The following is a 25,810-nucleotide window of genomic DNA, read 5'->3' on the forward strand; positions in this document are numbered from 1 at the left end:
CCTTAAATTGACAACACTATTCACAAAAGGTGAATAATATAACTAAATACGTTCAGAAACAGTGAAAGGTCTCCAAATCTTTGCATCACGACATCCGAAATCACCAATATTTACTAACATTGTGGATAGATCTTTCCGTTTTGTGAATTTGACTGAACACTGCCCGCATGTTATCAACAACGTTAATAACTAAGACTGTTTTCTGAATTTCTCCACAAACCTAGCTCAGATATTAAAAAATAATTACACATTACATTCATCCGAAATCAACGCATTTACCAACATTGTGGATAAATCCTCCCGTTTTGTGAGTTTGACTAAAAATTACCCCCATTTTTCCAACATTGTTGATAGATTTAGTGTTTTTGTAAATTTGGCTTAAAGACGAATCATGATGTTACTGACAAAACGAAATCACATTCATCCGAAATCACACTATTTACCAACATTGTGGATAAATCCTCCCGTTTTGTGAGTTTGGTTTAAAACAAGTCGGGCTGTTAACAATCAAACGGATTTTATTCACTTCCCACCACCTTTCCAAGCAAATCACTCGTCACTAACCACAACTATCTCCACATCATGTGAACAAAATGTGGAAAAAGTAATTCACATTTCAAAATACAAATATATTCCACACAAAAACCTATAGAAATAGATAAAATATGGATAACCAGACTATAAATTAAAATTTAAAAAAAAGGAAGAAAGAATCATGTTTATAATTAGAATAGTTTTCCACACAAACTAACATCTTATCAACATGATATCAACAGCAAGACAGACAAGAGAAGACTCATTCACAATAAGCTTCCCTCCGTTCACAAAAAGTGGATAACTTGCGGACAAATATGCCCATTTCACAAAATCAAGAGTCTTATCCACAAACTGTGGATAACGAAAAGCGAAAAGATATGTCGCTCCATTCCCCGAGCTGTATCACATGGCATCAGATACTTCCCTGTTACTACGTACAGCGGTATTTAACGTAAATTTACAAGGCTAACCAAACAGCTAGCAATAAATAAAAGGCATCATTCAAACACAATCGAGTGCGTAAAATACGCAAACGATTGTTTATAAAACTAATTTCAAAACACCTTTTTTTCACTGTACATTGTAACCCTAAACTCAATCATAAAACCATTAACTCACAAGTATGATAAACCAACTTGGACCTTTACTATTTAGGGGAAAGACTTCACGCTTAGCAACGCTGATCTTGCTCAGCACAATTGCTACTCAAGAAGCATCAGCCAAATTAACCTTGCCCTATAACCTTGTTGTTACGCAGCAAAACGTAACAGGCCGTGTCACTGCGAATCAAGAATCTGTAGCTGGCGTAACCTTGACCGTCAAAGAAAGACCTACTGTATCAGTTTCGACCGACAACCAGGGTAATTTTAGCATTCAAGCCTCCATTGGACAAACACTAGTTGTTTCTGCAATTGGGTACAACAGCCAAGAGATAATTATCTCAAGCCTAGTCAATAACATTGATATTATGGCATCAAACCAAGCACTGGAAGAAGTAGTCGTGGTTGGATTTGGTACGCAAAAGAAAGCCAACCTAACAGGTTCGGTCGCATCATTAGACCTGAGCACCGTTCAGAATCGTGTACAACCCAATCTGGCTTCTGCCATACAAGGAACCACTCCAGGTGTTACCGTTATTTCTCGTCCTGGTCAAGCTGCAGCTATTAACGTCCGTGGTCGAGGAAACCTAGGTTCATCTGCACCCCTCTATGTCATTGACGGTGCCATTTCTGATGGAACTGTATTCAGTAACCTAGACCCGAACAACATCAAATCGGTATCGTTTCTAAAAGACGCTGCCTCATCTGCTATCTATGGATCACGTGCTGCTTATGGTGTGATTTTGGTAACGACCAAAAAAGGTACGGAGGGCACTATGGCCATCAACTACAGTGGTTATATGGGTTATAGATCGCCGACATACCTACCGAAAGTGGTGAACTCGACCCAATATGCTGAACTGATGAACGAAGCCCTATTCAACCGCAACCCAAAATTGGGTATGAATCAAGCCTATACTCCGGAAGAAGTTGAAAAATTTTCGAACGGTTCCGATCCTGACCGTTATCCAAACACCAATTGGTTTGATTTAGCTCTCGACAAAAATGTACCAACGACCAACCATTCCTTAAACTTTAGTGGTGGTTCCAGTAAAATCAATTATTTTACCGCATTAGGATATAACCAAGATCAAGCATTTACACCAGGTTCCGAAAGTAAAAAATACAACTTTCAAACTAATTTGAGTTCCGATGTAACAGATTGGTTAACGATTAAAGGTAATATAGCTATATTCGCAACCAGGGCGATGTGAAAAATGGCCAACCCGGTCTAGCAAATTTCCTGATTGCCCCGCCAACCATGGTCGCCAAACATTCGAACGGTGAATGGGGAAGTATTTCAGGTGGTCAACTGGCTACGCAATCCTTTTTAAACGCCAATCCATTACGGGCTTATAGCAAAAACAATTGGTCAAACAGTACCACAGAAAACACCATCTACAACCTGGGGTTTGATTTAAAACCTATCGACGGATTGGTCTTGAGCGCGCAAGGTATCATGAACCGCTACGAGTACAAAGGTAAATCCTACACGGCATTGCAGGATGAGGTGAACAACTTCAATACAGGAGCTCCTATTCCGGGTACAGGCGTTTACACCAACCAGATGTCTATGGACTGGAGAAGTAGACAACGTATGCAATACTTAGCAACTGCAGAGTATTCCAAAACCATCGGTGATCATGATTTTAAAATCTTGGCTGGAACATCTTATGAAGATATGAGATACCAAGCCTTAGGTGGTTCAAGAAAAAACTTCCCTACAGATGGTCTGATAGACATGAATGGTGGCTCTACCGCAGGACCTGATATCAGTAATAATGGAGGATTTGAGGATAATAAGTTACTTTCTTATTTCGGCCGTATCAACTATAGCTTTGCCAATAAGTATCTATTCGAAGCTAATATGCGTGCAGACGCTTCTTCTAGCTTCCATAAAGACAACCGCTGGGGATATTTCCCATCGTTCTCGGCCGGATGGCGTTTAGATCAAGAAGATTTTCTACAAGATGTATCTTGGATCCAAAACCTAAAAGTGAGAGGTTCATGGGGTGAATTGGGGAACATCAATAACGTAGGCTACTACGATTACTTCCAGACCTATGCGATATTTCCAGCCTATTCCTTCAATGATAAAGCAGTTACGGGTACTAAGGAATCAAAACCTGCCAATAGGGGCTTAACTTGGGAAACCGTCACCATGTCTAACTTTGGATTGGATGCGACATTCTTTCAAGGTAAACTCGGCATTGTAGCAGATTATTACATCAAAGAAACCAAAGACATCCTTTTAGCCTATAACACGCCTTATGAAGTCGGTTTAGAGCGAAATCCTTCACAAAACATTGGTGCAGTGAGCAACAAAGGCTTTGAGTTGACCTTGACCCACGATAACAAGATCGGTGATTTTAAATACCAAGTCGCAGTCAACATGACGACCAATAAGAATAAGGTCGCAAATTTAGGCGAATCGCAGGATATGATCTCGAATGGAGGTGACAAGATCCGCTACATTTTACGTGAGGGTCAAGCCATTGGTTCTTATTTCGGTTATGTAACAGATGGGCTGTACTCACAAGCAGAAATCGATGCAGGACAATATTATAATTTCGGACGTAAGCCCAATGCTGGAGATATCAAATATGTACCGCAACGTAAAGGTGTTGAATACGGATCAGACATCACAGGTGAAGACCGTGCGATCATCGGATCGGATGTACCTACCTTTACCTACGGTATCAATCTGAACTTGGAGTACAAAGATTTTTTCCTTTCGGTATTTGGTCAAGGCATCAGTGGCGCATCCGTAGGATTTGAATCAGAACAAGTGTCGGCATTCTTTCTTAATTCGGCGCCACGTGAATATCACTTAGGACGCTGGAATATGGCCAACCAAGACCCAAATGCTTTATATCCGCGCATCTATGGCGGTGCATCAGCAGACAACTACAACCAGAATTTTTCTGACTTCCAGTTGTTCGATGCCGATTACTTCCGCATCAAGACAATTACGTTCGGCTATGCCTTACCAAAAACATTTGCCAACCGCATCAAATTGGGTGGCGCTAAGGTATTCTTATCCGGTGAAAACCTATTCACCATCAGACAGGACAAAAAGATGAAGGATTTTGATCCTGAATCATCAAGTGGACGTGGATTGGGTGCCTTAGGTGTAAAATCAATCGCACTTGGTCTAAACGTTAATTTTTAATTTGCTATCTCAGATGAAAAAAATAAATTACACTTTATTAATCGCTGCAGGACTATTATTCTTTAATTCCTCCTGTAGTTTAGTTGTCGATCCACCTTCCGAAATTTCTGCTGAAGGCTACTGGAAGACAGAAAATGATGCCTTTTTAGGTTTGAATGCATGTTATGCACAGATGCCAGCGATGGACATTTGGGATGAAATGACGACAGACAACGCGCATAGTCACAAGCCTTGGGAAGGTCCGTACGAATTGATTCAACAAAATGGAATTAGTACACAAGATAACCAAGGCTATGGCTTTACCGATATCCGTATCTTCAATAACTTTATCGAAAAAGTAGAAACAGTCAACGTATCAGAAGAACTAAAAGCCCGTATGCGAGCAGAAGTTCGCTTCTTACGCGCGTTTTCTTACCTGAACCTGACCTCTAAATTTGGCAAAGTACCCTTGATTACGAGCACATTGGAGTACAACGGCCCATTATTGCAACGTGATCCAGTAGAAAAGGTCAGAAACTTTATTCTGACAGAGCTTGAAGAAGTGGCTATGATACTACCTGCCACTTATAACAATAGTTTTCTGAATGAAAAAGGTCGTATCACACAAGGAGCAGCACATGCCCTTCGTGCCCGTGCTGCCTTGTATTTTGGAGATTATGTCGAAGCAGAAAAATCTGCGGATGCCGTTATTAAGTCTGGCCAATACCAATTATTTACGGTCAGCTCACTAAATGCTGCTCAACAAAAAGAAGCTGCAGAATTAGATCAGTTCATCGATTTCGAGGAAAAAGGAATCGATAGAGATGCTTTCGCAAAAGGTCTTTTTAGTTATGAGTCGCTATGGCACAATGAAAATGCCAATCCATCCAATCCTGAATATATCTTGACCAGAGAATTCATGGCACAGGATGATAACATTGACTGGGGAAGATATGTCTATATCCGTCCGAGTCAATTAGTACAAGGTTACTCATCGTACGAACCCATGCAAGACCTGATTGATGCTTACTGGGATATTGACGGCCATACCATCAGACAGGTGGATCAAGAAAAACGTCAAAGTTCTTTTGCTAAAATAACAGCAGAAGTGGAAGGATTGGATCAAAATGGATACATTGCTAAAGTAGCGGGTATGGATCTCACAAAAGATGCCTATATGAAAGAATTCAGAAATAGAGATAGCCGCTTATATGCCAGTATCCTATTTCCATTCAAGGGTTGGCATGAGACCGACTTTGGCACATTCTACTACCGTTGGGATCCAAAGTGGTCTGGAAAAGACGGTAATGAATCTTGGACAGGATACAGTTACCGTAAGATGGTATCTTTAACACCTTACCAGGACCAAGCAAGTGTAGAAGACTATCCGACGATCCGTTTCGCCGAAGTGTTATTGACGTATGCAGAAGCACGTGTCAAAAACACAGGATGGGATGGCCAAGCACAAGAAGCCTTCAATAAATTGCGTACTCGAGCAGGCATGCCCAAAGCACCAACAGCATTAGGACAAGCCCAAGCGCTTGACTTGATCCGCAACGAACGTCGCATCGAATTAGCTGGTGAGGGTCATCGCTATGAAGATATCCGTCGCTATGGCAATGACTATGCAAGCAAAGCAATGTCGGGCGATACCAAAGCACCTAATGGCGATATCGTTGTTAAAAAAGCCTGGAATGAGCGTCTGATGTTGATGCCGATACCATAAGCAGCCATTGATCTCAACCCATCATTGGGCCAAGATCAAAATCCTGGATATTAATCATACATCTACCTATAATACCATAAGATGGGGAGTCGAACACAATCGACTCCCTTCTTATTTAAAGATTAAGGCCACCTTCGAACAGGTGCTGCAAACTTCCTCCCACACAAAATCAGTTTATTCCAATGTAATATGCCAAAGAAATAAAGAAAGTCCGTCGTAAAATGGTATAGGTTTATAATTTATTTAAGATACTAAAAACTTAGAACACAATGAAAATGAAGCTTTTACTTGATAAGATAACTCGTCTTGTCTGACCTCAAAAAAACCTGTATCTGCGTCCATAAGATAAATGTGTTGCCGTAGTCTTTCATGTGTCGAACCAAAGGATACGATTCCATACAGCGGGGTAGCACTAACCAGATTTTCGACCTTAATAGAAACAGTTCCTGCAGCAAAAACCGACAATGACAGGTAGATAGCGATAAAGATAACCGTCATTATAAAAAGCAACCTCTTGACGCTAACATAGGTATCTGGCCTACCGATCATCTGTTACTGCTATTTTATGTCTTATTCCTCGTCAACTGCATCCTCGTACAAACTATGGGACTGATGGTTACGGTAGAGTTCCAAGTAGTATTGACACATGATCCTGAAAATGTTTAATTCTCTGCTGGTAAGACAAAAGTTCGTGTACCATCTAAGCCAAAAGTTTAATAATCATTTATTAAACTTTTAAAAAAGACTTTGTATTTAGTGAACACTCACCTCTTTAGGGTAATCAATTCTTGTTTTCGAAAGACAATCGGGGAAGTATTTTTGGATATAATTAATCATCTCTTCCCGCACATAGCAACGCAGATCAAATGCTTGCCCCGAATTTCTACAACTCATCAAACAGCGAAGTTCTATGGTTTGTTCTTTAAGATCTGTCACCTGCAAGACATTCACCTTCCCGTCCCATAAGGGATGGCCGGTAAGCAGGTCAGTTAGCTTTTCGCGCAATTTTTGAACGGGGACCTTAAAATCCGTGTATATAAAGACGGTACCCAATATTTCGGCAGAGGTTCTTGTCCAGTTTTGAAATGGTTTTTCGATAAAATAAGTAATCGGTAGCACTAAACGCCGTTTATCCCAAATATTAACCACCACATAGGTCAGGTTAATTTCTTCTACATTTCCCATTCACCTTCCACCACCAATACATCATCCATTCGTATGGGCTGGGTAAATGCAATCTGAAATCCTGCCAGTAAGTTCCCTAGCGATTTCTGTGCGGCAAAACCGATTATAATCCCGCCGACTCCGACACCTGTTAACAAGCCTGCACCAATTTTTTGCATACTCTCAAAACTAAGTAGAATAATGGCGAGCGAAATAACGATGACTAGGGAAATGATTACTTTTCGAATAAAAACAATCTGTGTCCTGACTTTTCTTTCGCGTAGATTATTTTCTTTATATACATCGAAACGATGATAAAGGAAATCTTCAAAAACCTTAATAGTCTGAAGCAAAACTATAGCAAAAAAGCCGACCAGCAGTATTTCGTTGATTTTACCAACTACTTGAAGTGTCTTTGGATTAAAACGTCCCTAGTATTCAGAAAAAACACAATGTGAGATTTTTGATTACAAAAAAGGCTACTTAAATTTACTCTAAGCAGCCTTTTAGTTGACAGTAACTAAATAATATTACCAATATACCAAACTTACCAGCCCGGATTTTGTCCCAGACTTGGGTTTCTTTCCCATTGCGTCTGCGGCACAGGCCATAGGTAATTTTTTGGATTTTCAAAAGCACGGTTCCACTGCACCACCAAAAACCCATCTTTATTTTTGCGGTAAGCGGCACTCTCGAGTTGTGAAAACCAAGAAGCTTTTACTCCTTCTATATCAGCAGCTAGACGGTTTCCTTCCTTCCATCTACGTACATCAAAGTATCGTTGCCCTTCCAGCACCAATTCCACCCGTCGTTCCCTACGGATTTCCGTACGGACATCCATGCCATATTGTGCTAAAAAACTCAACTCCATACGTTTCATACCGACACGGTCACGCAACAAATTGATAGAAATATCAAGATCTTCCTGAGTCAATTTACCCAGTTCCATTCGCGCTTCCGCATAGGTCAGCAACACCTCTGCATACCGAATATGATGGATATCATTATCATCTCTGTTATAATTTGGAACGGCAGATAATTCTACGTACTTTTTATAATAATAACCCGTTGTCGTTACCGATCCACGACCATCTTGGCTAAATTTAGGAACTTGAAAGATGGTTGGATCCGGATTGCTAGCAATCGGTCTACCATCATAGCGTCCTCCCCATTTATCACCTGGCACCAAAATCGTTTGAGTCATTCTGGGATCTCTGTTTTTAAAAACATCTTCATACGTATCATCATTATACAGTGGCGATTTTTCGATTGGTAAACCATCCGACGCTAAATAGGAATCTACCAGCGATTTTGTTGGTACGAAACGTGCAAACTGATCCGGCACATGAATCTCCCTACTTAAATTGTGCATAATAATATCCATCTTATGCAACCTGGCAAAGAGCGTTTCCTGATTTTTTCCCATGGCCAATTTACCATTCCGTGTAAACAGGTCTTGATAAGCCGTTTTCGGATTCGCTGTTGTGTACAGCTTGTACACGCCCAGATCCATGACATTTTTGGCAGCCTTCTCAGCGATTTCATATCGTCCATACGCCAACGCAACCCGCGCTTTCAGTGCCAGTGCGGTCCCCTTACTTATTCGACCCAAATCACCTCCTGTAGGAATTGCTTTAGGGAGTACTGCAGCAGCTTCATCCAACTCTTTCAGTAGAAAATCCACCACCTCTGCTTGTGGCGTTCTTGCCTCATACAGCTCCGGATCACCCGGGTTCAGGGGTGTTAAAGCCAGCGGAATATCACCATAAAAAGAAGTCAAAAAACTATATCCTAAAGCTCTGATTACGCGTACTTCAGCAGCAAGCCGTTCATTAGCTCCTGGTGTTGTCTCCTCGGCATTTTTGTATTTTTCCAAAAAGACATTACATTCTCGGATATCACGGTACATATTGCGCCATTCAGCATCCACCGTAGGTTGAGTGACCGGGAATACACCAGAACCAATATCTTTATATTCTGTTGTTGTCGGCCACATCGTGTTTTCAGCCAAATTTTCCATATCGACGATATTCTTCGCTTTTACGCGCGAGTATATCGCTGTAACCGCCATCTCCAATTGCTCTTGTGTCTTCCAATAAGTATCATCAACGATTTCATCTTGCGGATAGCGATCCAGAAATTTATTACAGCTGCTCAGCGTAGCCATGCCTATAAGAAGCAGCAGCATTTTTAATGTAATGTTATTATATTTTTGCAGTAACATGATCTTGACTATTTAAGATTAAAATTTAGACCGATAACATAGGTTTTAACTTGCGGATAATAACCTCCAGTGTTACCCGCAGGTATTTCAGGATCATAACCTTTATAAAAGTTTGTTTTGGTGAATAGATTATCCGCGGAGAAATATATTCTCAATTTGGAAACTTTCATTCTTTCCATCATAGCAGTTGGAAAAGTATAGCCAATCTGTATATTTTTCAACCTTAGGTAAGCTGCATCTTCTAACCATTTTGACGATAAACGAGTATTATGTGTACGCATATAAACCAATCTTGGATAAGAAGCATCGGTATTTTCTGGAGTCCATCGGTCAAGATGCACATCTTGCGGCATGGCACTGTTGTTGATAAAAGGATGGCGCGCTGCACCACCTAAATATCCGTCAGCCTTACCCACCCCTTGCAGGAAGAAACTAAAATCAATTCCCTTATAACCCAGATCACCTCTAAAACCATAGGTATACCGTGGAATTTCACTACCCAAGATTACCCTATCTTTCAATACAGTTATTTCTGTCGCATCGGGATCCGCAGGTTTGTAAATCAGGTCACCCGGAGCTACCAGATCACCCTTTTGAAATGGGAAATTAGGAACGTATTTTCCATCTACGATATTGAAGTCGCTTTCTTGCGCAATTCGATCAGCCACAAATCCATAAAAAGCATCCAATGGATGTCCTTCCAGTCGTACTTTATCTCCAAGATTATTCGCGAAATTTTCCAGTTTTGTGATTTTATTTTTCACATCCGAAAGGTTAAAATTGGCAGCATAACTAAAATCTCCCATCTGATCACGCCAACCCATGACCAGCTCCCAACCTTTGTTTTGTACCGACCCCGAATTTTGTGCCGGATAAGCAGTACCCACACCGATCACATCGGGCAATGGCGGATTTAAAATAATCGCATTCGTATTATTAATAAAATATTCACTAGTCAAGCTCAACCGATTATTGAGAAATGCAAGATCTATCCCCACATTTGTTTTTTCTGCAGATTCCCAAGTAATAAATTGGTTTGGAATAAACGTTTGCCTAAAACCCACTTGCCCTTCATCACCGATCGGATTGTTACTCGTCATCTGCACAGAGGCCAAGGTCGCCATATAAGGGAAGTCACGTCCTACCTTATCATTTCCTTGTGTACCGTATGAGAATCGGATCTTAGCCAGATCCCAGAAACTTTTCATATTTTCAAAGAAGTGCTCTTCACTTAACACCCAACCAGTAGAGAAAGATCCAAACCAGTTCCATCGCACATCCTTATGGAGGCGGGAAGAACCATCCCGACGGAAATTACCCTCTAGCAGATATTTACTTTTGTAGTCGTAGTTTAGTCGTCCGAAAAAAGACATCAGTGCATTTTGGTTACTGGAACTGCTATTCAACTGGTTGTCCGTACCTACGGCAAGAGACTCAAGCTCCTGCACCGGAAGATTTTGTCTTGAAGCCCAAAAATCATTGCCAACAGTCTCTTCTACTGAAAACCCCAACAATCCGGTGATATTGTGTTTATCTTGGATACTTGTTATGTAATTAGCGGTACCCACGAATGTTTGATAAGTTCCCGAGTAATGATCCATCTTGATACTATTTGGGTTATTGGTCTGATAGATCAATTTATTATCATCGGGGCTAAAATAATTGATCGTCTTGAGCAGCGTATTTCGCTTCGAATTATATTTCACCAAACCATACTGCCCTTTGATATCAAGGCCTTTCATTAGGTTGACCGTCGCTGCGATATTGGCCGTAATTTCTTGGGAAGTGAAGCGGTTGGTCCCTCCATCCGTTGCTATTGCTACTGGATTACTTTGTCCACCATGATAACCCCAACTTCCATTTGAAAACCTTACAGGCACCAAAGGACGGATAGAAGTCGCGCCAGAAAGTGCACCTGTACCCGATGCAGAGCCATAATAACCACGATCAATGTAGCCCAAATTGGCATCGATCTTAACGCGATCGATCAGTTCGGTATTTAATCGCAACCGTGCATTATGGCGTCCCGCGTTAAAATTATCACCGACCACAAGTCCACCCTCACCTAGGTAACCATAAGAAGCATAATAACTACTCTTTTCCGTACCGCCCTGTAGGCTCAAATTATAATTTTGTTGAGCTGCATTCTTCTTATATACTTCATCGATCCAATCGGTATTGGCAAAATAATTAAGATCCGTACCCTTGCGTGCTGTTTCGATGTCCTCTTCACTATAGGTCGGTCCTTGATTAGCATTGCGGTTTGCTTCATTCTGCAGCAACATATAATCGACAGAGCCTAAAAAATTTGGTAAAGCAGTAGGAGTCTGCAATCCATAGTAACTGTTGAAATTGAGACTCGTTGTACCTACCTTTCCTTTTTTAGTGGTAATCAATATCACTCCATTTGCTCCACGTACACCGTAGATCGAAGAAGAGGCTGCATCTTTCAGTACCGAAATATTTTCAATATCATCCGGATTTAAAATATTGAGATTGCCACCCGGAATACCATCGATCACCACCAGCGGGTTCGCGTCTCCCCAAGTACCTACACCACGGATCCGGATTTCGGGAGCAGAATTTCCCGGACTTGTATTCTGACTTCGGATCGTCAATCCAGGAAGCTGCCCCTGCAATCCGCGACCTATATTGGTAATCGGACGACTTTCAAGTTCCTTACCTGACAAGGTAGCAACTGCGCCCGTCATGTTTATCTTTTTTTGCACACCATATCCTACAACCACGACCTCTTCCATCAACTTTTCCTCCTGTTGGAGTTGGATTTCTAAAACCTGTTGATCACGAAGTGTGATTTCCTGCTTTTCAAATCCCACAAACGATATCACCAGTATGTCACCCCTATTGGCCACCATCGAAAACCGACCATCAAGATCCGTAGCACTTCCGCCAGTGGACTTCCCTTTCACCATAACACTGACACCCGAAAGCACTTCACCCGCAGCATCGGTAATACGTCCCGAAAAAGTCTGCTGCAGGTCGGCATCAGCCTTGGTGGCACCATTTTGGTCTTTACGATCGATAGTCATTTTTCTTTGAATTACAATAGACTTTTGATCGATCGTATACTGGAGATTCCGAGGCTCCAACAATTTGTCCAATGCTGCGGTTAGCGGTTGATTGGTCAGATCTACGGTCAAATTTTTCACATCATTGATGATGTCACTTTTACATAAAACATGATAGCCCGTCTGATTTTTTATTTCCGTCAGTAAATGCACAAAGGGCATATTCTTTTGTTTAATCGTTATGGTCTGTGCCCGTACAGTAGCATGAAGCTGCACAACGGAACCGAAATTACACAGGATCAAAAATTTCATCATGACAAAATACTTAAAGTGCTGGGAATGCGATTGTATAGCCATTCCGAGATTGTTTTTTTTCATTACCTTTGACTGGTTTAAGTTAAAATATAGTATCTACAATATGCGATTATCATTACTTGAACTTTCAAGCCGGGATAGTTAGCGCTATTCCGGTACTTGGTTCAACATCCCTGAGTAAACTTATTTCATGAATGTTACCCTCCTTCCTTCAATTTTATAGTGAATATCTTCATCAGTCATTTTAATCAGTTGCAGTACATGGCTAAAGCGACTACTTCTCGCAATAGACCCCCATATTTTCATATTTTCGAGCTTGTTTTCCAACACCAGTTCCACATCATACCAGCGGGCCAATTTTTGCATAACTGTAGCAAGCGGTTCATTATTAAATATAAATTCACCATTTTTCCAAGCGGTAAACTCCGCGACATTGACTGGATAAACCTGTATCTGTCCATCCATAAAAGCTGCCTGCTGACCCGGCATCACAATATGAGGAGGTTGGTTTTCATGAGATACCCGAATTTTACCCTCTACTAATGAGACTAATGAAACAGACTCATCCAGATAAGCAGCAATATTAAAGTGTGTACCCAGTACTTCAACCGTCTGATCTTTCGTATGGACGATAAAAGGGCGATTTTTATCACTACTGACTTCAAAATACGCTTCTCCGATTAAGGTTACCTCGCGTTGATCTTTTTCAAAAGATTTTGGATAGCTCAATTTAGAATCGGCATTGAGCCACACTTTAGTCCCATCAGACAGTACAACCTGGTATTCCCCCCCTCGGGGAACAGTAAGAGTCATTAATTTAGCGGCCATTTCCTGCTCATCCGCAATCACTGTTCCGTCGGAATATTGCAATGCCTCCATAATGCTTATACCATCATGCGCATCACTCAGAACAAGTTTTTTACCATCATCCATTTCTAAGAAAGCACGTTTCTTTCCTGGATTAAAATCAGAAATCTTAGTATGGGGTAAATATTTTGTTGGTTTTTGCTGTTCTAAGATCAAATAACCTGCAAGCAAAAACATCAAAAAACAAGAAGCAGCTATATATAAATAGCGACGTCTCATGACCGTATAAATAGGGGGTACAGCAGAGTCATGCCGTTGTTGTCGTACTTTAATCAATATATCATCCAATAAGACCTCTTCACGTTCATGAGTATGAACGTTGAGAACCTGTTGATAATCCGACACTGCGTTTAACATCTTCTCCGTCGAATCAAATTCCTGGACGATCTCTTGCAATCTCGGATGGTCGAGCAGCATTTTTTCTAATACCGTTTCGTTTTCCAGAGAAAGCGTTCCTTGCACTTTTTCCTTTAATAAAGAAACGATCTGATCTATTTGTTGCATATTTAATAAGTAGCCCTTATTGATATAAACACAACAATTTGAAAAACCTTACATCAGTTAAACAACAAAAATAAAATAGCGAGGTAGACAAATCTATAGAACGAGATTAAAATAGATCCTTAAATATCAATAACAAAACACAGGAATTCTTGAGGTCTAATTTTTGGCGTAGGGTTGCCAAAGCGCGAGATTTATTAGCATAAACCGCATTAGATGTCATCATCAATTTGGCGCTGATCTGTTCTATACTAAGATCTTCCATAAAACTCATCTGAAAAATCATTTTCTGCTTTTCAGGCAACAAATTCACCTCTTCAAATATCTGAGTGAGTAATTCTGTACGGACGATTTGCAAAAAAAAATCCGAATCTTCAACAAGCACCTCTTCATAATCACTGATATCATCAATCTGCACAATAAACCTACTTTTTCTGTTACGGTTCAAACATAAGTTTTTCACCACCACGTACAAAAAAGAACGGATTTTATCCACCTGTTCAAATTGGCTCCTTCTTTCCCAAAATTTTAAAAAAGCCTCTGAAACAACCTCTTCTGCTTCCTGCACTGATGAACAATATTTACGCGCATAAAAAACCAGCGGCCTATTGTACAACCGATAAATTGCGATCAAACCGTCTTCATTTTCTTGACACAGAAATTCAATAATTGATGAGTGTTTCATTAAAATTTTATTTACAAAATCACTGATAAGGTCTTTATCGACTTGATCAAGGCACCAAAAATATTAAATATTAGAATGAAAAATCATAAAAGACTTAGAGAAAAAGAAAGCATAACAATATGTTAATCTTTATTTTACATTAGCACACATAAGCTGGATATATTAATAATATTTGAAAATTACAGCAGTTCATCATTCTTAAATTTCTTTTACTAAAAAAACAATACTGATTTGTCCCATTTATTGAAGTCCCATTAGATCATTTTTTTCTTGTCTTGTTCCACTAACAATGAATACAATATGCAACATTTCTACTTTTTAGCTAGAAAACAGTAAAGGCTAAAAAGGAAACAGTGCTCCCTTTTAGCCTTTTTAAGAATAGTCGGTATTAGGCTTTCCATTCTTGCAAGTACCAAATGCTACTCCCGCTTGGTCCACTTGCTCAATAAGCGGCTAGTTAGATAACTGACACACGTTCCTGCCGCAGCCAAAAGCGCTGTCTGCAAGAAATCCCCGAAAGAAAAGCTTGCCCATATCGAACAGAGACTACCACCCAGCGTACCCATCCGCAGATCATTAAACTTCATCGCGCACCTCCTTGTCATCTGTCGTGCGCGTGGGCGACAATAATTCATTAGAAGTTTCCTCCAAGAAACGAGCAGTCTCTGATTGCCGCACAATCCCATCTTTAGCCTGCTCAGCCTTATCCTCCGGCTCCTCCAGCACCATCTCGATAACACCGAGACCCAGTCCGATATATTTGAGAATATGCATCACCTTACCCGGTAATTTCACAGGGGCCATTAAAACAACCTGTACTATATTGTTTATTTTATTGATCCATTTTTTCATTTGCATAAAATTAAGAAAGTAACAAAAGTGACCAGTAAGAAGTAACAAGTACTTACCACTTTGTCACACATTACGGTTTTACTAAGTAATTCAGTTACTCATTACTTCGTCACTAATCATTCCGTCACTCTTTACTCCGTTACTTTATTACTAATTTTCAAAAAACAAGCACCAGCATGCAGCTTTTCAAGGATAAGTGGATACAATGTTTTGTACCCTGCAGCCGAGTGCAATACCCGATAATCACCATCAAAGAACTGATAGTAGCTTCCCGTAAGCAAACAGCCTTCCGTATCTTGATGGTAATTACCGATATGAATGAACACCAAACTGAAGTTCGGAATCCCCTTCACTTCCACCATACCTTGATGCATACCACCATGCAGCTGTTTATAGCGCACATTCATACCAGCTGTTTTATTTAATCCCAATGCGTATATTCCCTCTGGGATACAAGTTTCGCCTCTGATTTTCACCTCACGGATCGCGTCTTCCAGCACATAACAGATAAAAATCCCGTTCAGATAAAGATGAGACAGCGTACTATTCTTCCCCTGTCTCCTACGTATAAGTGTAAACATCACTACCTGACCAATATACTTGCCGCGTCGCTCCAGTCGCCAGTACCTTGCGTATTCACCGCCCGTACCTGTACCTCGTAAAATTTGCCAACTTCAAGAGGAGCAATGATATTACCCCGAGATGATGTCGTGGTATACCGATCTCCCCACAAATTTTCAAAGTCATCACGGATGCGGTAACGGTATTCATAGATGGTCGCTATTTTCTGTGCGACAAATTCCAGTTTTACCTGTCTCGATTGCCTCCCATCCGACAGGCGTACATTATCCACTTTTAGTGGAACCTGATTAGCAAAAACTGCACTATTGGTCGGAAATCCCGAACTCAGCAAGGTCGAAAGATGCCCCTGGGCTACACCGTTGACATAGTAACCCAACTGCTGCAGAGCCACAATCAGCGGTTCGCGGCTTTCATTTTTAACAGCCGTATCTTCCGGAGACCCTCTCTTTCTGGCTACTGCCAGTTTAAGTATAAATTCATCTAAAATAGTCTCCAGATCCGGCAGATCCGGTGTTGGATTAGGATACTTCACATTCGAGCTCATCGCTCCGATGATGGTTTTGGTTACAATAACCAATTCATCATCTTTCATTTTGGCAAACCCGATCAGGGCTTTCATTTTTGTCGCCATAAATTTGTCATTTGGACTGATACGCAGATCTGTTTCACAGCAGGTCCACATATCGATTAAAAATCTGTTTATTAACACCTTAAATATTCCTCGCGAGCTTATTTAATGAGACAAACATATCTTCTAAGCCAAAAAAAATGAACTTTTGAATCGGATTGGATGATATTGCTCTTTTTTGGACCAATGTGAACGCTTATGTTCGCCAAACCACCATTTCGCGCTATGGCGAAACCATTCTCCCCAGTGTCTTTCTCATTTCCCCACGTGAGGAAATCATTCCGCCCCCCATCAGTTCCATTTGCCCCTGTGGAAGTATCATTTCCCCACATGGAATTTCGGTTCCCCCGCAGCGCAAAACCATAAAGACCAATGAGAAACTGATCTTTCCATATGGCTGAATCAAAAAGACCTGTCACGAATCGCATTACCCGCATACATTTGACTATTTTCCCTGTGAGTGAACCACTTTTCCGTACGACAAATTACTTTACTCCCCTGTCGAAGACCTTCCGCTATAGCGCGGAACCAACTGACTTTAGTAATAGTAACGAGTAATAGAGTAACGAAGTAACCGCATAGCAAACTCCTCTACAGCTTCCCTTTAAGTCGGCTCCGTTCCATCGCCTCGGTCAGGTCTTCCTCAAAGTAGCGATCATCCCCCGTCAGTGTCATGGGCTTGAGGAGCCCTTCTTTTACCCTCCTTTTATAAGTAGACAAGCTGATATTCAAATAGCTCATCACCTCCAGGTGGGTCCACAACTTCCGCTCGGACAAAACCTTTGTCGGAGTCTTCCTGGTTGTTGAGAATTCGTTAGGTAGCGTAAGAAGTTTATAGATGAGCAGCAACGCTTCCGTCAATTTTTCAATTCTATCGATCAGTGTCATCAACACGAGATGTAAATTCATGGTCTATTGAGTTAAGACCATCAGCGCACAGGTAGAGGAATCTCCTAGGACCCCAGGAAAAAAAATAACAGTTCAAAGGTCCGCCAAGCCCCTAAAAACAACAGAAATTCCCCAACGGGATGGTAAAGGTTTATAATTACCTTGAAGATAACCATTTACGATGATAATCACATCCGAAAAGCAGTATTATATCATTAATATTTCGTATATTTGTACTACAATAATATTAGTTAATCGTAAAAAACACTAATTTCTACTACTATGCTATCACTTATATCTCCATCCAAAGCACAATTAAAAATTGCACATCATATGCAGGGGAAAAGATTATCCATGGGTTTGACTCAAGAGGGACTAGCTGATCGTTCAGGTGTACCTTTGGCGACTTTGCGCAAGTTTGAACAAAAAGGGGTCATTTCCCTAGAATCATTGCTGAAGCTATTAATTATTGTTGGCGGGTTGGAAGAATTGATAAATATATTGAAACCAGCTGAACCATCCTTTACCTCAATTGATGAGGTATTAAGAGATACAAATCCAACAACACGAAAAAGAGGAAACATAAAATGAAACATCCTATAAAAGAAATTAAGGTCGGTTTAGATTTTGACTCCCAACTTCAACCCCTAGGACGTTTAGCTATACATGAAGGAACCATTTATTTTCAATATGATGATGCGTTCATTCAAACAGGTATCGACATATCTCCTTTTCGTCTCCCTTTACAAAACGGACTTATAGAACTACCTGTACGTCCATTCGAAGGGCTAGCCGGAGTTTTCAATGATAGTCTCCCTGATGGTTGGGGCCGATTACTTTTTGATCGTTTGGTGAGGTCCAAGGGTATCGCATCGACAACAATTTCCCCTTTGGATCGTCTTGCTCACGTTGGTCTACATGGCATGGGAGCTCTGGTATATCAGCCCGACAATAGCCCTTCTGATGCGCATCAATTCATCGACTTAGATCAATTAGCAACACAAACAGAAGAAGTATTACAAGGAAGTTCGGAAGATATCTTACTTGAGCTTTTAGCTTTAAACGGTTCATCCGCAGGTGCTCGTCCCAAAGCGTTAATATCTGTTGATACGCTTCGCAAAAATATTTCATATGGCAATGAGCGCCTTGAAAAAGATTTTGAACATTGGCTTGTTAAATTTCCGAATTCACAAGACGGATCCGATTCCGGAGCAATTGAATATGTTTACGCATTATTAGCTAAGGAAGCAGGTATTTTAATGCCAGACATCCATTTATTCTCATCGCAGAAAGGAGCTGGTTATTTTGCTGTCCAACGATTTGATAGAGATCAGCACAATAAATTGCACATGCATACTGCAAGCGGTTTATTACACAGTGATTTTAGAGCTCCATCGCTTGATTACGAAGACTTATTAAATCTAACGCATATCCTAACCAAAGATATCCGCGAAGTTGAGAAAATGTATCGACTTGCTGTTTTCAATGTGTTCGCGCACAATAGAGATGATCATGCCAAAAATTTCAGTTTTCTGATGGATAAAAATGGCCTATGGAAACTATCCCCCGCTTATGATCTTACTTTTTCTAGCGGTCCAAATGGAGAACAAAGCACCATGGTGATGGGCGAAGGTAAATCCCCATCAATAAGTCATTTACGAAACCTGGGGACAGAAGCGAAGTTATCAAAACTACTCATTGAGGAAATTATTGAGCAAACGAGAGACGCCTTAAGTCAATGGAAAAATTTAGCAAATAATTTTAATGTACAAAAGAAAAACATATCCCATATTGCCTCTATTATCAACAAATGATAAAAGAGATATATCCAAATTACCATGAAGATAACCATTTACAAAGAAAACTACAAGCAGAGCGTCACTCCATTAAACAACTAACACTATAGTAGTAGTTGAATGGTAAGACACCATTAACTACTACCATGGTAGTAATATTATATCATAACTAACTAACTTTCTAACCTAATAAACAGTAACTAAGTAACCAGTAACACAGTTATATTCTACGACCGAAGTACTATATAGAAGAACACAATGAAAATGAAGCTTTTACTTGATAAGATAACTCGTCTTGTCTGACCTCAAAAAAACCTGTATCTGCGTCCATAAGATAGATCTGTTTCCGTAATCTTTTATACGTGGAGCCAAAAGATACGATACCATACAGAGGAGCTGCACTAACCCGATTTTGGACCTTAATAGAAACAGTTCCGGCAGGAGAAACTGACAATGACAGGGTGATCGGATTCTCCAAATCATCCACCACACCATATTTCAATGCATTCTCCACCAAATTGATCAATAACATGGTGGGAATCAACACATCCTGTTCCACCTGCACGTCAAGCTCTAGCCGATAAGCAATTTCCTTACCGTTTCTAAGCGCATAGATCGCCACCAGATTGTCCACTTGCTGCAACTCATCGCGCAGGGAGACAACAGAACGGGCATGTTGCGTGAAATAGAAATTAGAAATACAGGCCATTCTGTTTACGGCATCCAATGCTTTTACCGCATCACGACGGCGTACCAAAACCCGAATAGCTGACAGGGTATTGCTGATGAAGTGCGGTGAGATTGCCTTCTGCAAGGATAGCATTTGCCAATGCCCTTCGTTTGTCTCCATCTCTTTTAATCGTGCTTTAGCCATACGAGCCATAAACCAATCATCAAGCCCTATCTCCCATACGTACAGTAAAATAGCAAGAACATGAGGTGCAGCAAACAAGAGTATCACCTCCCAAAAATTAGAAATACTCCAGTTCCCCGGCGTCCATTTCAATGCTCCAGTAGCCAGACTGAACACGATCAACACGATATACACGATGAAGGTGTGACCAACAAACAGGAGGAAGAACAGACCGATATTAAAACCAGAAAGTCTAAAGAACCAGGGCAATATGATGTAACGGGCTATGCCGAACAAAACCGCCGATAAGCATAAAGTCGCTAAAAAATCGAGTAGACCTGAAAAAGATCCAGGCACGACCAAAAACAGGTAGATTGCGATAAAGATAACCGTCATTATAAAAAGCAACCTCTTGACGCTAACATAGGTATCTGGCTTACCGATCATCTGTTCCTGTTCGCATTAGCATGATTAGGTTTCACTTTAGCTAAATACCTGTCGACATGCGGCCTTCCGATCTTGGTAATACTAAAATAAGTCTTCCCTACCGTGAGTGCCTCTTGCATTACTTTCTTGATGTACTTTTCATTGACGATCGTCGATTGATTAACGGGAAATAGCTGTTCTATAGCCTTATATTTAGCATATAGTTTTTGCATATCCCAATTGACCACACCCAACAATATAGCGTCTTCATGAGTATCGAGACCATAAAAATGAAGATAATTGCCACATCTGGCTATATAGGCTACATCCTTCACTTCGACTCTTTTATAATATTTACCTTCTTTATTCTTATCCTTAACAACATCACCATGTTCATCCAGTACTTTTGGTGGAGGTAAATCTGTCAACATAAAATGGTCTGTAATATCCTGCCCTTTACGGTCAAGAACCTTATTTTTCATCCATTTATCAGTCAGATCCATAACCCGCAATTGATTGACCGGTTTGAGCAGATAACCGTCTACCAACAGTTGGTGAGCATCCATTGCATATTGCTCAAATCCTGTGCAGAACACAAAATATTGGCAATAAGGCCGTAACAGCTTTACTGCCTCCAGTCCAGAGCATCCGGGCATCTGTATATCACAGAAAATGACATCCATGACCTCCTTTCTTTTAATCAGAAACTTGTGCGCTTCGGCAACAGAAAGAACCGATGCCTGCACATCAAACATACCGACGTCTGCCAACACATCAGCAATGTCCAATAATGCTAAGCCCTCATCATCTATCAATAGGGTAGAAAATAATTTCATATAAATAGGTTTGATTCAATAACTCCCTAAACTAAGAGAATAAATAGAGAAAGTATGATAATAAATAATTACCACATTTTTAATGATACGCATTCTGCAAATTCATCATTAAATTAAAAATTAAAATGCATAATATGAAAAATAAAAAACTATTTATTACAACAGTTATAGTCGCAGTATTGATATTAGGAGGACAATCATATGCCAACAAGACCAATGATCTAGCAAGTGGCCCGATCCAAACGGTTAAAGTTGAAGAATTGAATACCATGATAAAAGACGGTGTTACCACCAAAATTTTCTTTCCACAAAAACCAGACAAACGTCAAGTATTAGAAATCAGGTAAGTACCTATAGCATCACATGAAAAACGCTGTTAAATATGTATTACTATTAGGCGCGGTCGTCCATTTCGCGACGATTGCAGCCTTTCATATCCCCTTGCTCTCCACATCCATCCACCCAGAGATTCTTTACCATAATCTCCTTCGTCGCTATACGTTGCTCAGCGGCATACATGGTGGTTATGGTTTTTATGGTCCTTCAGTTGGCAACACCTACCAAATGCACCATCATTTACAGTCTAGGCTCCATTCCAAGTACAGTAGCCATGCACAGTTACGATCGGCTAGCGGTCGCATTCGGTTGCAGAGCTATTTGGATATTGGCAGTTCTTTTCTCTCCGAAAACAAAGCAGACACCGCTTCTAAGCAGCTTGCCCACAAGGCCGTCGTCCAATTGACCCAGCGAATTAAGGCGCAATATCCCTGCGATACCATTAGTAGCACTTTGGTCACAAAATTGATCCCCACAATACAACAATTGCAGGATGGAGCAGACGTGGAGGCACAATACATAAACCTTATCGATCATGTCGAAGCACCAAACCAGCACCCCTAACCGATCCAAAAAATCACTATTGGGATTATACCTATTGCCCAAAGGTTTAGGTGCGATACTCGCCCTAGAACTATTATGGCTATGGCCAGATCTTGCGGCACTATATGGTCATATTGCACTGCTAGACCCCGTACTGATACAAGCGCAAGATGAACCATTGGGTTACTCGTTACACCACATCATCCAATACCTACCCCATATAAAGATTGGTCCATGGGAGACCATCCATCTATTTGGCGCAGGTTATATTTTATTGGGTATTTTATTATTTCTGGGCAAAAGGAGCAAGCTACCAGCACTAGGTCTACTCCTGCTCCATCACTGTTTCTTCATCGGCAATTATAGCTGGAGCTATGGTGTAGACTACCTGGCACAGACGGGATTGTTCTTCAGTGTTCTATTTGGCGGAACAGCAGTCAGAAAATTAAAACGAAGGCAATGGAGCCAATGGGGCCACAGTCTCTTTCGATTACAATTGACGGTTGTCTATTTTTTTGGTGGTCTAGGTAAGGCCTCTGGCGCTACTTGGTGGAATGGCGAAGCGATTTGGAAGGCTGTACAGCAACCTTTTAGTGGAGCACTACTCCCAATACCTGTGTCCGCCTATCAACTCGAACCACTTTGGATCATCCTCGGCTGTAGTACCGTCATGCTCGAACTGGTCTATCCCTTGGTATGGTTCAAAAAATCAAGTCGACCCTTCGTAATCAATGGTATCATCTTCATGCATATTGGTATTGCACTCTGCATGGGGCTCTGGTATTTTGCCATCCTGATGATCTGGTACAACCTCTGTGCCTGGAACCATCCTTTATTGCATATAGCCAAGCCAATTATAAAACCTCTTGAAAGCTCCAAGCCTAAGCTGCAGGTGCCCATTGCGACAGAGACGATCAATACAAGGAAAGGAGGTCACCGAAGTTTTTAAGTAACCATCTAACCCCATAACCTTCTAACTAACTAACTAACTAACTAACTAACTAACTAACTAACTAACTAACTAACTAACTAACCTTTTAACCAAATAACCTTTTAACCTTTTAACCAAATAACCTTCTAACTTCATCACCCTCTAACCTTTTAACACCAAATTATGATTAAATCTTACCATATTTCACTACAAAAAGTAGAACAGCTGAGTAGTCCTTTTCAGCACTTTTTACCCAAACATGCTGATGCAGTAACGAACTATTATGAAGAAAAGAACATCCAAATGATCGAAACCTATATGGATTATCATTCGACGCTCATCTATCGTTTGGAGGCTTATGTATTAGAGGACATGGTTCTGGAACTCAAAACAGATCGCTTCGATTTCCATCTGCTCTATGCTGTCAGTGCTCCCAGCCCAATTGTAATCAAAAAAAAGAAATCAGACAACCAGATTTCATTACCCGGCTCGCACTGCACGTATTCCTATATTCCCAAAAACAAGTTTCAGATCCACCTAAAGGCAGGATACTATCGCGTATATGGACTATTGATCGATGTCGGGTTTATCCGCAACAGCATGTTACATGGGGTTGCTTTTTTGCACGAGTTTAGATCGGCACGTCTACGCAATAAAAAAAAGCTATTCCAAACTCCGATCTGGCCGATCAAAGAAAAAACACCCTATCAGCTGCAGCGGCTCGACGAAGTGTTTTTCCATTATAAATCGAAAAACGAAGCCGATATCATCAGCATGATCTTCATCCTCTTTGACATAGCCAAGATAAAACAAGAAGAACTTTATGAACTGCTCGACCCAAACAAAGAGCTAGCCAAGCGGGTACGCCGATGCATCCAAGACCAAGTGGCATTGGAATTTAGCGACCTCAACCTCGGAGCACTTCCCGGACGCTTTGGACTGAGACAGAAACGGTTGATCAAAGTTCATAAACAATACTTTGGGCAAACCCTTGTCCAATACCTGCATGAGTGCATCATCGAAAAAGCAAAAGAGCTATTGGCCCGATACAGGGTGGGTGAAACGGCCACCTATTGCGGTTATAACCATACCAGTAGCTTTTCCGATTTTTTCTATCAAAAGGTGGGCATGAGACCTCGTCAGTATCAACAACATATTCTAAATATTAAAGAGCATAACACAGATGACACTCGACCTCATCCAATATCCTAAATCAAAATAGGAAATATTAAAACAATTGTGATCATCAATATTAGAGGATGACTTTTGAAGCATTCAAAGTCATCCTCTAATAAAAAAATATTTTATTAAAAAGTTAATTCAATGTTTCTTTATACAGTTTAATAATAACTTTATCACCCAAAGGGTTAGCCACTTTAAAACCACCATTTATATCTTGATCAACTAAAGCAAAATCAGCCGTTTTCAGATACTTCATATCTCCTACTTTTTTTGTTTCTACAAGCTTATCTTCTAATAAAGACAATAGATCTTCTGTTTCAAATGCAGTATAAGGAAAAAACAACTCATACGTCAGTCTGCTCATAGCCGATAACCCGTCTCCACTACCTTCAATTGGTTTTTTAATTCCTTCTCTAGCAATGACCTGACCATTATAGATGACATCGAAAGAATAGATAGTTAAATTTTTGGCTAGCATCTGTTGTATATTTCCCGCACTGACTTCGGAAAAGAAACCAGCAGCCTTAGGCATCAACTCCTTTGGCGATACCTCTACCCGAGTAGTAGACTGTGCAAAAGAACATAGGCCAGAAAAGGCAAAATATAGCACTAAAATAGACTTTATCATAAAATAATTATTACGTAAGAAAGTGTTCAATGTACATAAATTATTCCAAATCGAAATACTGTTTATCAACAAAAATAATACAACTATAACATCATTCCTTTCATACAAATCCCTCCAACTTCCCCCCTCCTTAAACTTCCTAAATAGTAACGAAGTCAGGAGTGACTAACTAACTAACTAACTAACTAACTAACCTTCAAGGAAAAAAGTCGGAAATCGAAATAGGTCAATCGCCGAAAAGAAATTTTACTATGCACCATATCTTTGAGTAAAGAGGTAAACAAAAAGCAAAGAAGCGATGCAAAATATAACTGAGCGATTCAAAACAAACATACAAGTAACCATTGGAACACTATTGATGGTCGCGGCAACAGTAGCGTTAAATTCTGGATGGCATCCGTTTTTTAAATATCAAGAGCTCAAGACCGTGGAAGCAGTAGGCGAATTAGTGAAAACACCACAATGGTATTATATAGAAAATAAAACCGCAACAATCCACCAACAAGGAAGCTGTTAAGGAAACGTAAAAAA

Annotated in this window: 25 protein-coding genes; 10 read left to right on the forward strand and 15 right to left on the reverse strand. The window is 40.5% G+C overall.

Translation table 11 applies throughout. The features are described from left to right. Window positions 1–1,159: 1,159 nt before the first annotated feature. From KO02_RS24040 to KO02_RS20715, 3 genes are read left to right on the forward strand one after another with little or no spacing between them, the layout of a single operon-like run. Complete coding sequence (locus tag KO02_RS24040) at window positions 1,160–2,350, forward strand: TonB-dependent receptor plug domain-containing protein (RefSeq protein ID WP_051960128.1); 1,191 nt, start codon at window positions 1,160–1,162, stop codon at window positions 2,348–2,350. Continuing rightward, a complete protein-coding gene (locus KO02_RS24045) occupies window positions 2,347–4,308 on the forward strand; it encodes a SusC/RagA family TonB-linked outer membrane protein (RefSeq protein ID WP_051960131.1) in 1,962 nt (653 codons plus the stop codon). Before KO02_RS24040 ends, KO02_RS24045 begins: the two co-directional genes overlap by 4 nt. A gap of 13 nt (window positions 4,309–4,321) precedes the next feature. After that, window positions 4,322–6,013 (forward strand): RagB/SusD family nutrient uptake outer membrane protein, encoded by a 1,692-nt coding sequence (locus KO02_RS20715; RefSeq protein ID WP_051960133.1) that lies wholly within the window; start codon window positions 4,322–4,324, stop codon window positions 6,011–6,013. A gap of 243 nt (window positions 6,014–6,256) precedes the next feature. Here KO02_RS20715 and KO02_RS20720 read toward each other — a convergent pair whose 3' ends face one another. From KO02_RS20720 to KO02_RS20770, 12 genes are all read right to left on the reverse strand, one after another. Then, window positions 6,257–6,511 carry a hypothetical protein gene (locus tag KO02_RS20720; RefSeq protein WP_038701386.1) on the reverse strand — a complete coding sequence of 85 codons (255 nt, stop codon included), beginning with the start codon at window positions 6,509–6,511 and terminating at the stop codon, window positions 6,257–6,259. 255 nt (window positions 6,512–6,766) lie between these two features. Next, entirely contained in the window at window positions 6,767–7,198 is a 432-nt protein-coding gene (locus KO02_RS23395) for a mechanosensitive ion channel family protein (protein WP_051960135.1), read from the reverse strand. Continuing rightward, window positions 7,186–7,530: a mechanosensitive ion channel domain-containing protein gene (locus tag KO02_RS24275; protein WP_051960137.1), complete on the reverse strand. Its 345-nt coding sequence runs from the start codon at window positions 7,528–7,530 to the stop codon at window positions 7,186–7,188. The genes KO02_RS23395 and KO02_RS24275 overlap by 13 nt, the downstream gene beginning before the upstream one ends. 194 nt (window positions 7,531–7,724) lie before the next feature. After that, complete coding sequence (locus KO02_RS20730) at window positions 7,725–9,401, reverse strand: RagB/SusD family nutrient uptake outer membrane protein (RefSeq protein WP_038701388.1); 1,677 nt, start codon at window positions 9,399–9,401, stop codon at window positions 7,725–7,727. An 8-nt stretch (window positions 9,402–9,409) separates the two neighbouring features. Then, on the reverse strand, window positions 9,410–12,808 hold the full coding sequence (locus KO02_RS20735; protein WP_051960139.1) for a TonB-dependent receptor: 3,399 nt from the start codon (window positions 12,806–12,808) through the stop codon (window positions 9,410–9,412). Between the two features lie 120 nt (window positions 12,809–12,928). Then, window positions 12,929–14,116, reverse strand: coding sequence for a FecR family protein (locus KO02_RS20740; protein ID WP_051960141.1), 1,188 nt, complete (start codon window positions 14,114–14,116; stop codon window positions 12,929–12,931). Window positions 14,117–14,222: 106 nt separating this feature from the next. Continuing rightward, entirely contained in the window at window positions 14,223–14,798 is a 576-nt protein-coding gene (locus tag KO02_RS20745; protein ID WP_038701390.1) for an RNA polymerase sigma factor, read from the reverse strand. A gap of 576 nt (window positions 14,799–15,374) precedes the next feature. Continuing rightward, entirely contained in the window at window positions 15,375–15,650 is a 276-nt protein-coding gene (locus KO02_RS20750) for a hypothetical protein (protein WP_144243369.1), read from the reverse strand. Window positions 15,651–15,781: 131 nt separating this feature from the next. Then, window positions 15,782–16,231, reverse strand: a complete 450-nt coding sequence (locus KO02_RS20755; protein ID WP_038701394.1) for a DUF5675 family protein — start codon at window positions 16,229–16,231, stop codon at window positions 15,782–15,784. Window positions 16,232–16,233: 2 nt separating this feature from the next. After that, a complete protein-coding gene (locus tag KO02_RS20760) occupies window positions 16,234–16,941 on the reverse strand; it encodes a fibronectin type III domain-containing protein (RefSeq protein ID WP_144243370.1) in 708 nt (235 codons plus the stop codon). A gap of 20 nt (window positions 16,942–16,961) precedes the next feature. Beyond that, window positions 16,962–17,288 (reverse strand): hypothetical protein, encoded by a 327-nt coding sequence (locus KO02_RS20765; RefSeq protein ID WP_038701397.1) that lies wholly within the window; start codon window positions 17,286–17,288, stop codon window positions 16,962–16,964. Window positions 17,289–17,451: 163 nt separating this feature from the next. Continuing rightward, window positions 17,452–17,769: a hypothetical protein gene (locus KO02_RS20770; RefSeq protein WP_144243371.1), complete on the reverse strand. Its 318-nt coding sequence runs from the start codon at window positions 17,767–17,769 to the stop codon at window positions 17,452–17,454. A gap of 261 nt (window positions 17,770–18,030) precedes the next feature. Between KO02_RS20770 and KO02_RS20775 the strand changes: the two genes are divergently transcribed. Both KO02_RS20775 and KO02_RS20780 read left to right on the forward strand, forming a co-directional pair. After that, on the forward strand, window positions 18,031–18,339 hold the full coding sequence (locus KO02_RS20775) for a helix-turn-helix domain-containing protein (RefSeq protein ID WP_038701401.1): 309 nt from the start codon (window positions 18,031–18,033) through the stop codon (window positions 18,337–18,339). Next, window positions 18,336–19,562: a type II toxin-antitoxin system HipA family toxin gene (locus tag KO02_RS20780; RefSeq protein ID WP_038701403.1), complete on the forward strand. Its 1,227-nt coding sequence runs from the start codon at window positions 18,336–18,338 to the stop codon at window positions 19,560–19,562. Before KO02_RS20775 ends, KO02_RS20780 begins: the two co-directional genes overlap by 4 nt. Window positions 19,563–19,785: 223 nt before the next feature. Here KO02_RS20780 and KO02_RS20785 read toward each other — a convergent pair whose 3' ends face one another. Together KO02_RS20785 and KO02_RS20790 are read right to left on the reverse strand one after the other, a co-directional pair. Then, window positions 19,786–20,583 carry a histidine kinase gene (locus tag KO02_RS20785; RefSeq protein ID WP_158500326.1) on the reverse strand — a complete coding sequence of 266 codons (798 nt, stop codon included), beginning with the start codon at window positions 20,581–20,583 and terminating at the stop codon, window positions 19,786–19,788. A 257-nt stretch (window positions 20,584–20,840) separates the two neighbouring features. Beyond that, a complete protein-coding gene (locus KO02_RS20790; RefSeq protein ID WP_038701408.1) occupies window positions 20,841–21,659 on the reverse strand; it encodes a LytR/AlgR family response regulator transcription factor in 819 nt (272 codons plus the stop codon). A 125-nt stretch (window positions 21,660–21,784) separates the two neighbouring features. Here KO02_RS20790 and KO02_RS20795 point away from each other — a divergent pair, with 125 nt between their 5' ends. The 4 genes from KO02_RS20795 (at window position 21,785) to KO02_RS20810 (ending at window position 24,681) form a co-directional block, all read left to right on the forward strand. Further along, window positions 21,785–22,006: a hypothetical protein gene (locus KO02_RS20795; protein WP_144243372.1), complete on the forward strand. Its 222-nt coding sequence runs from the start codon at window positions 21,785–21,787 to the stop codon at window positions 22,004–22,006. A 16-nt stretch (window positions 22,007–22,022) separates the two neighbouring features. Then, complete coding sequence (locus KO02_RS20800) at window positions 22,023–22,559, forward strand: hypothetical protein (protein ID WP_038701413.1); 537 nt, start codon at window positions 22,023–22,025, stop codon at window positions 22,557–22,559. Beyond that, complete coding sequence (locus tag KO02_RS20805) at window positions 22,531–23,487, forward strand: hypothetical protein (RefSeq protein ID WP_144243373.1); 957 nt, start codon at window positions 22,531–22,533, stop codon at window positions 23,485–23,487. The genes KO02_RS20800 and KO02_RS20805 overlap by 29 nt, the downstream gene beginning before the upstream one ends. Window positions 23,488–23,652: 165 nt before the next feature. Further along, on the forward strand, window positions 23,653–24,681 hold the full coding sequence (locus KO02_RS20810) for an AraC family transcriptional regulator (RefSeq protein WP_038701417.1): 1,029 nt from the start codon (window positions 23,653–23,655) through the stop codon (window positions 24,679–24,681). A gap of 103 nt (window positions 24,682–24,784) precedes the next feature. Here KO02_RS20810 and KO02_RS20815 read toward each other — a convergent pair whose 3' ends face one another. Further along, a complete protein-coding gene (locus KO02_RS20815) occupies window positions 24,785–25,279 on the reverse strand; it encodes a hypothetical protein (protein ID WP_038701419.1) in 495 nt (164 codons plus the stop codon). A 298-nt stretch (window positions 25,280–25,577) separates the two neighbouring features. Between KO02_RS20815 and KO02_RS20820 the strand changes: the two genes are divergently transcribed. Next, window positions 25,578–25,796: a hypothetical protein gene (locus KO02_RS20820; protein ID WP_038701421.1), complete on the forward strand. Its 219-nt coding sequence runs from the start codon at window positions 25,578–25,580 to the stop codon at window positions 25,794–25,796. Window positions 25,797–25,810 lie beyond the last annotated feature (14 nt).

Origin of the sequence: Sphingobacterium sp. ML3W (assembly GCF_000747525.1) — a bacterium.
Classification (GTDB): domain Bacteria; phylum Bacteroidota; class Bacteroidia; order Sphingobacteriales; family Sphingobacteriaceae; genus Sphingobacterium.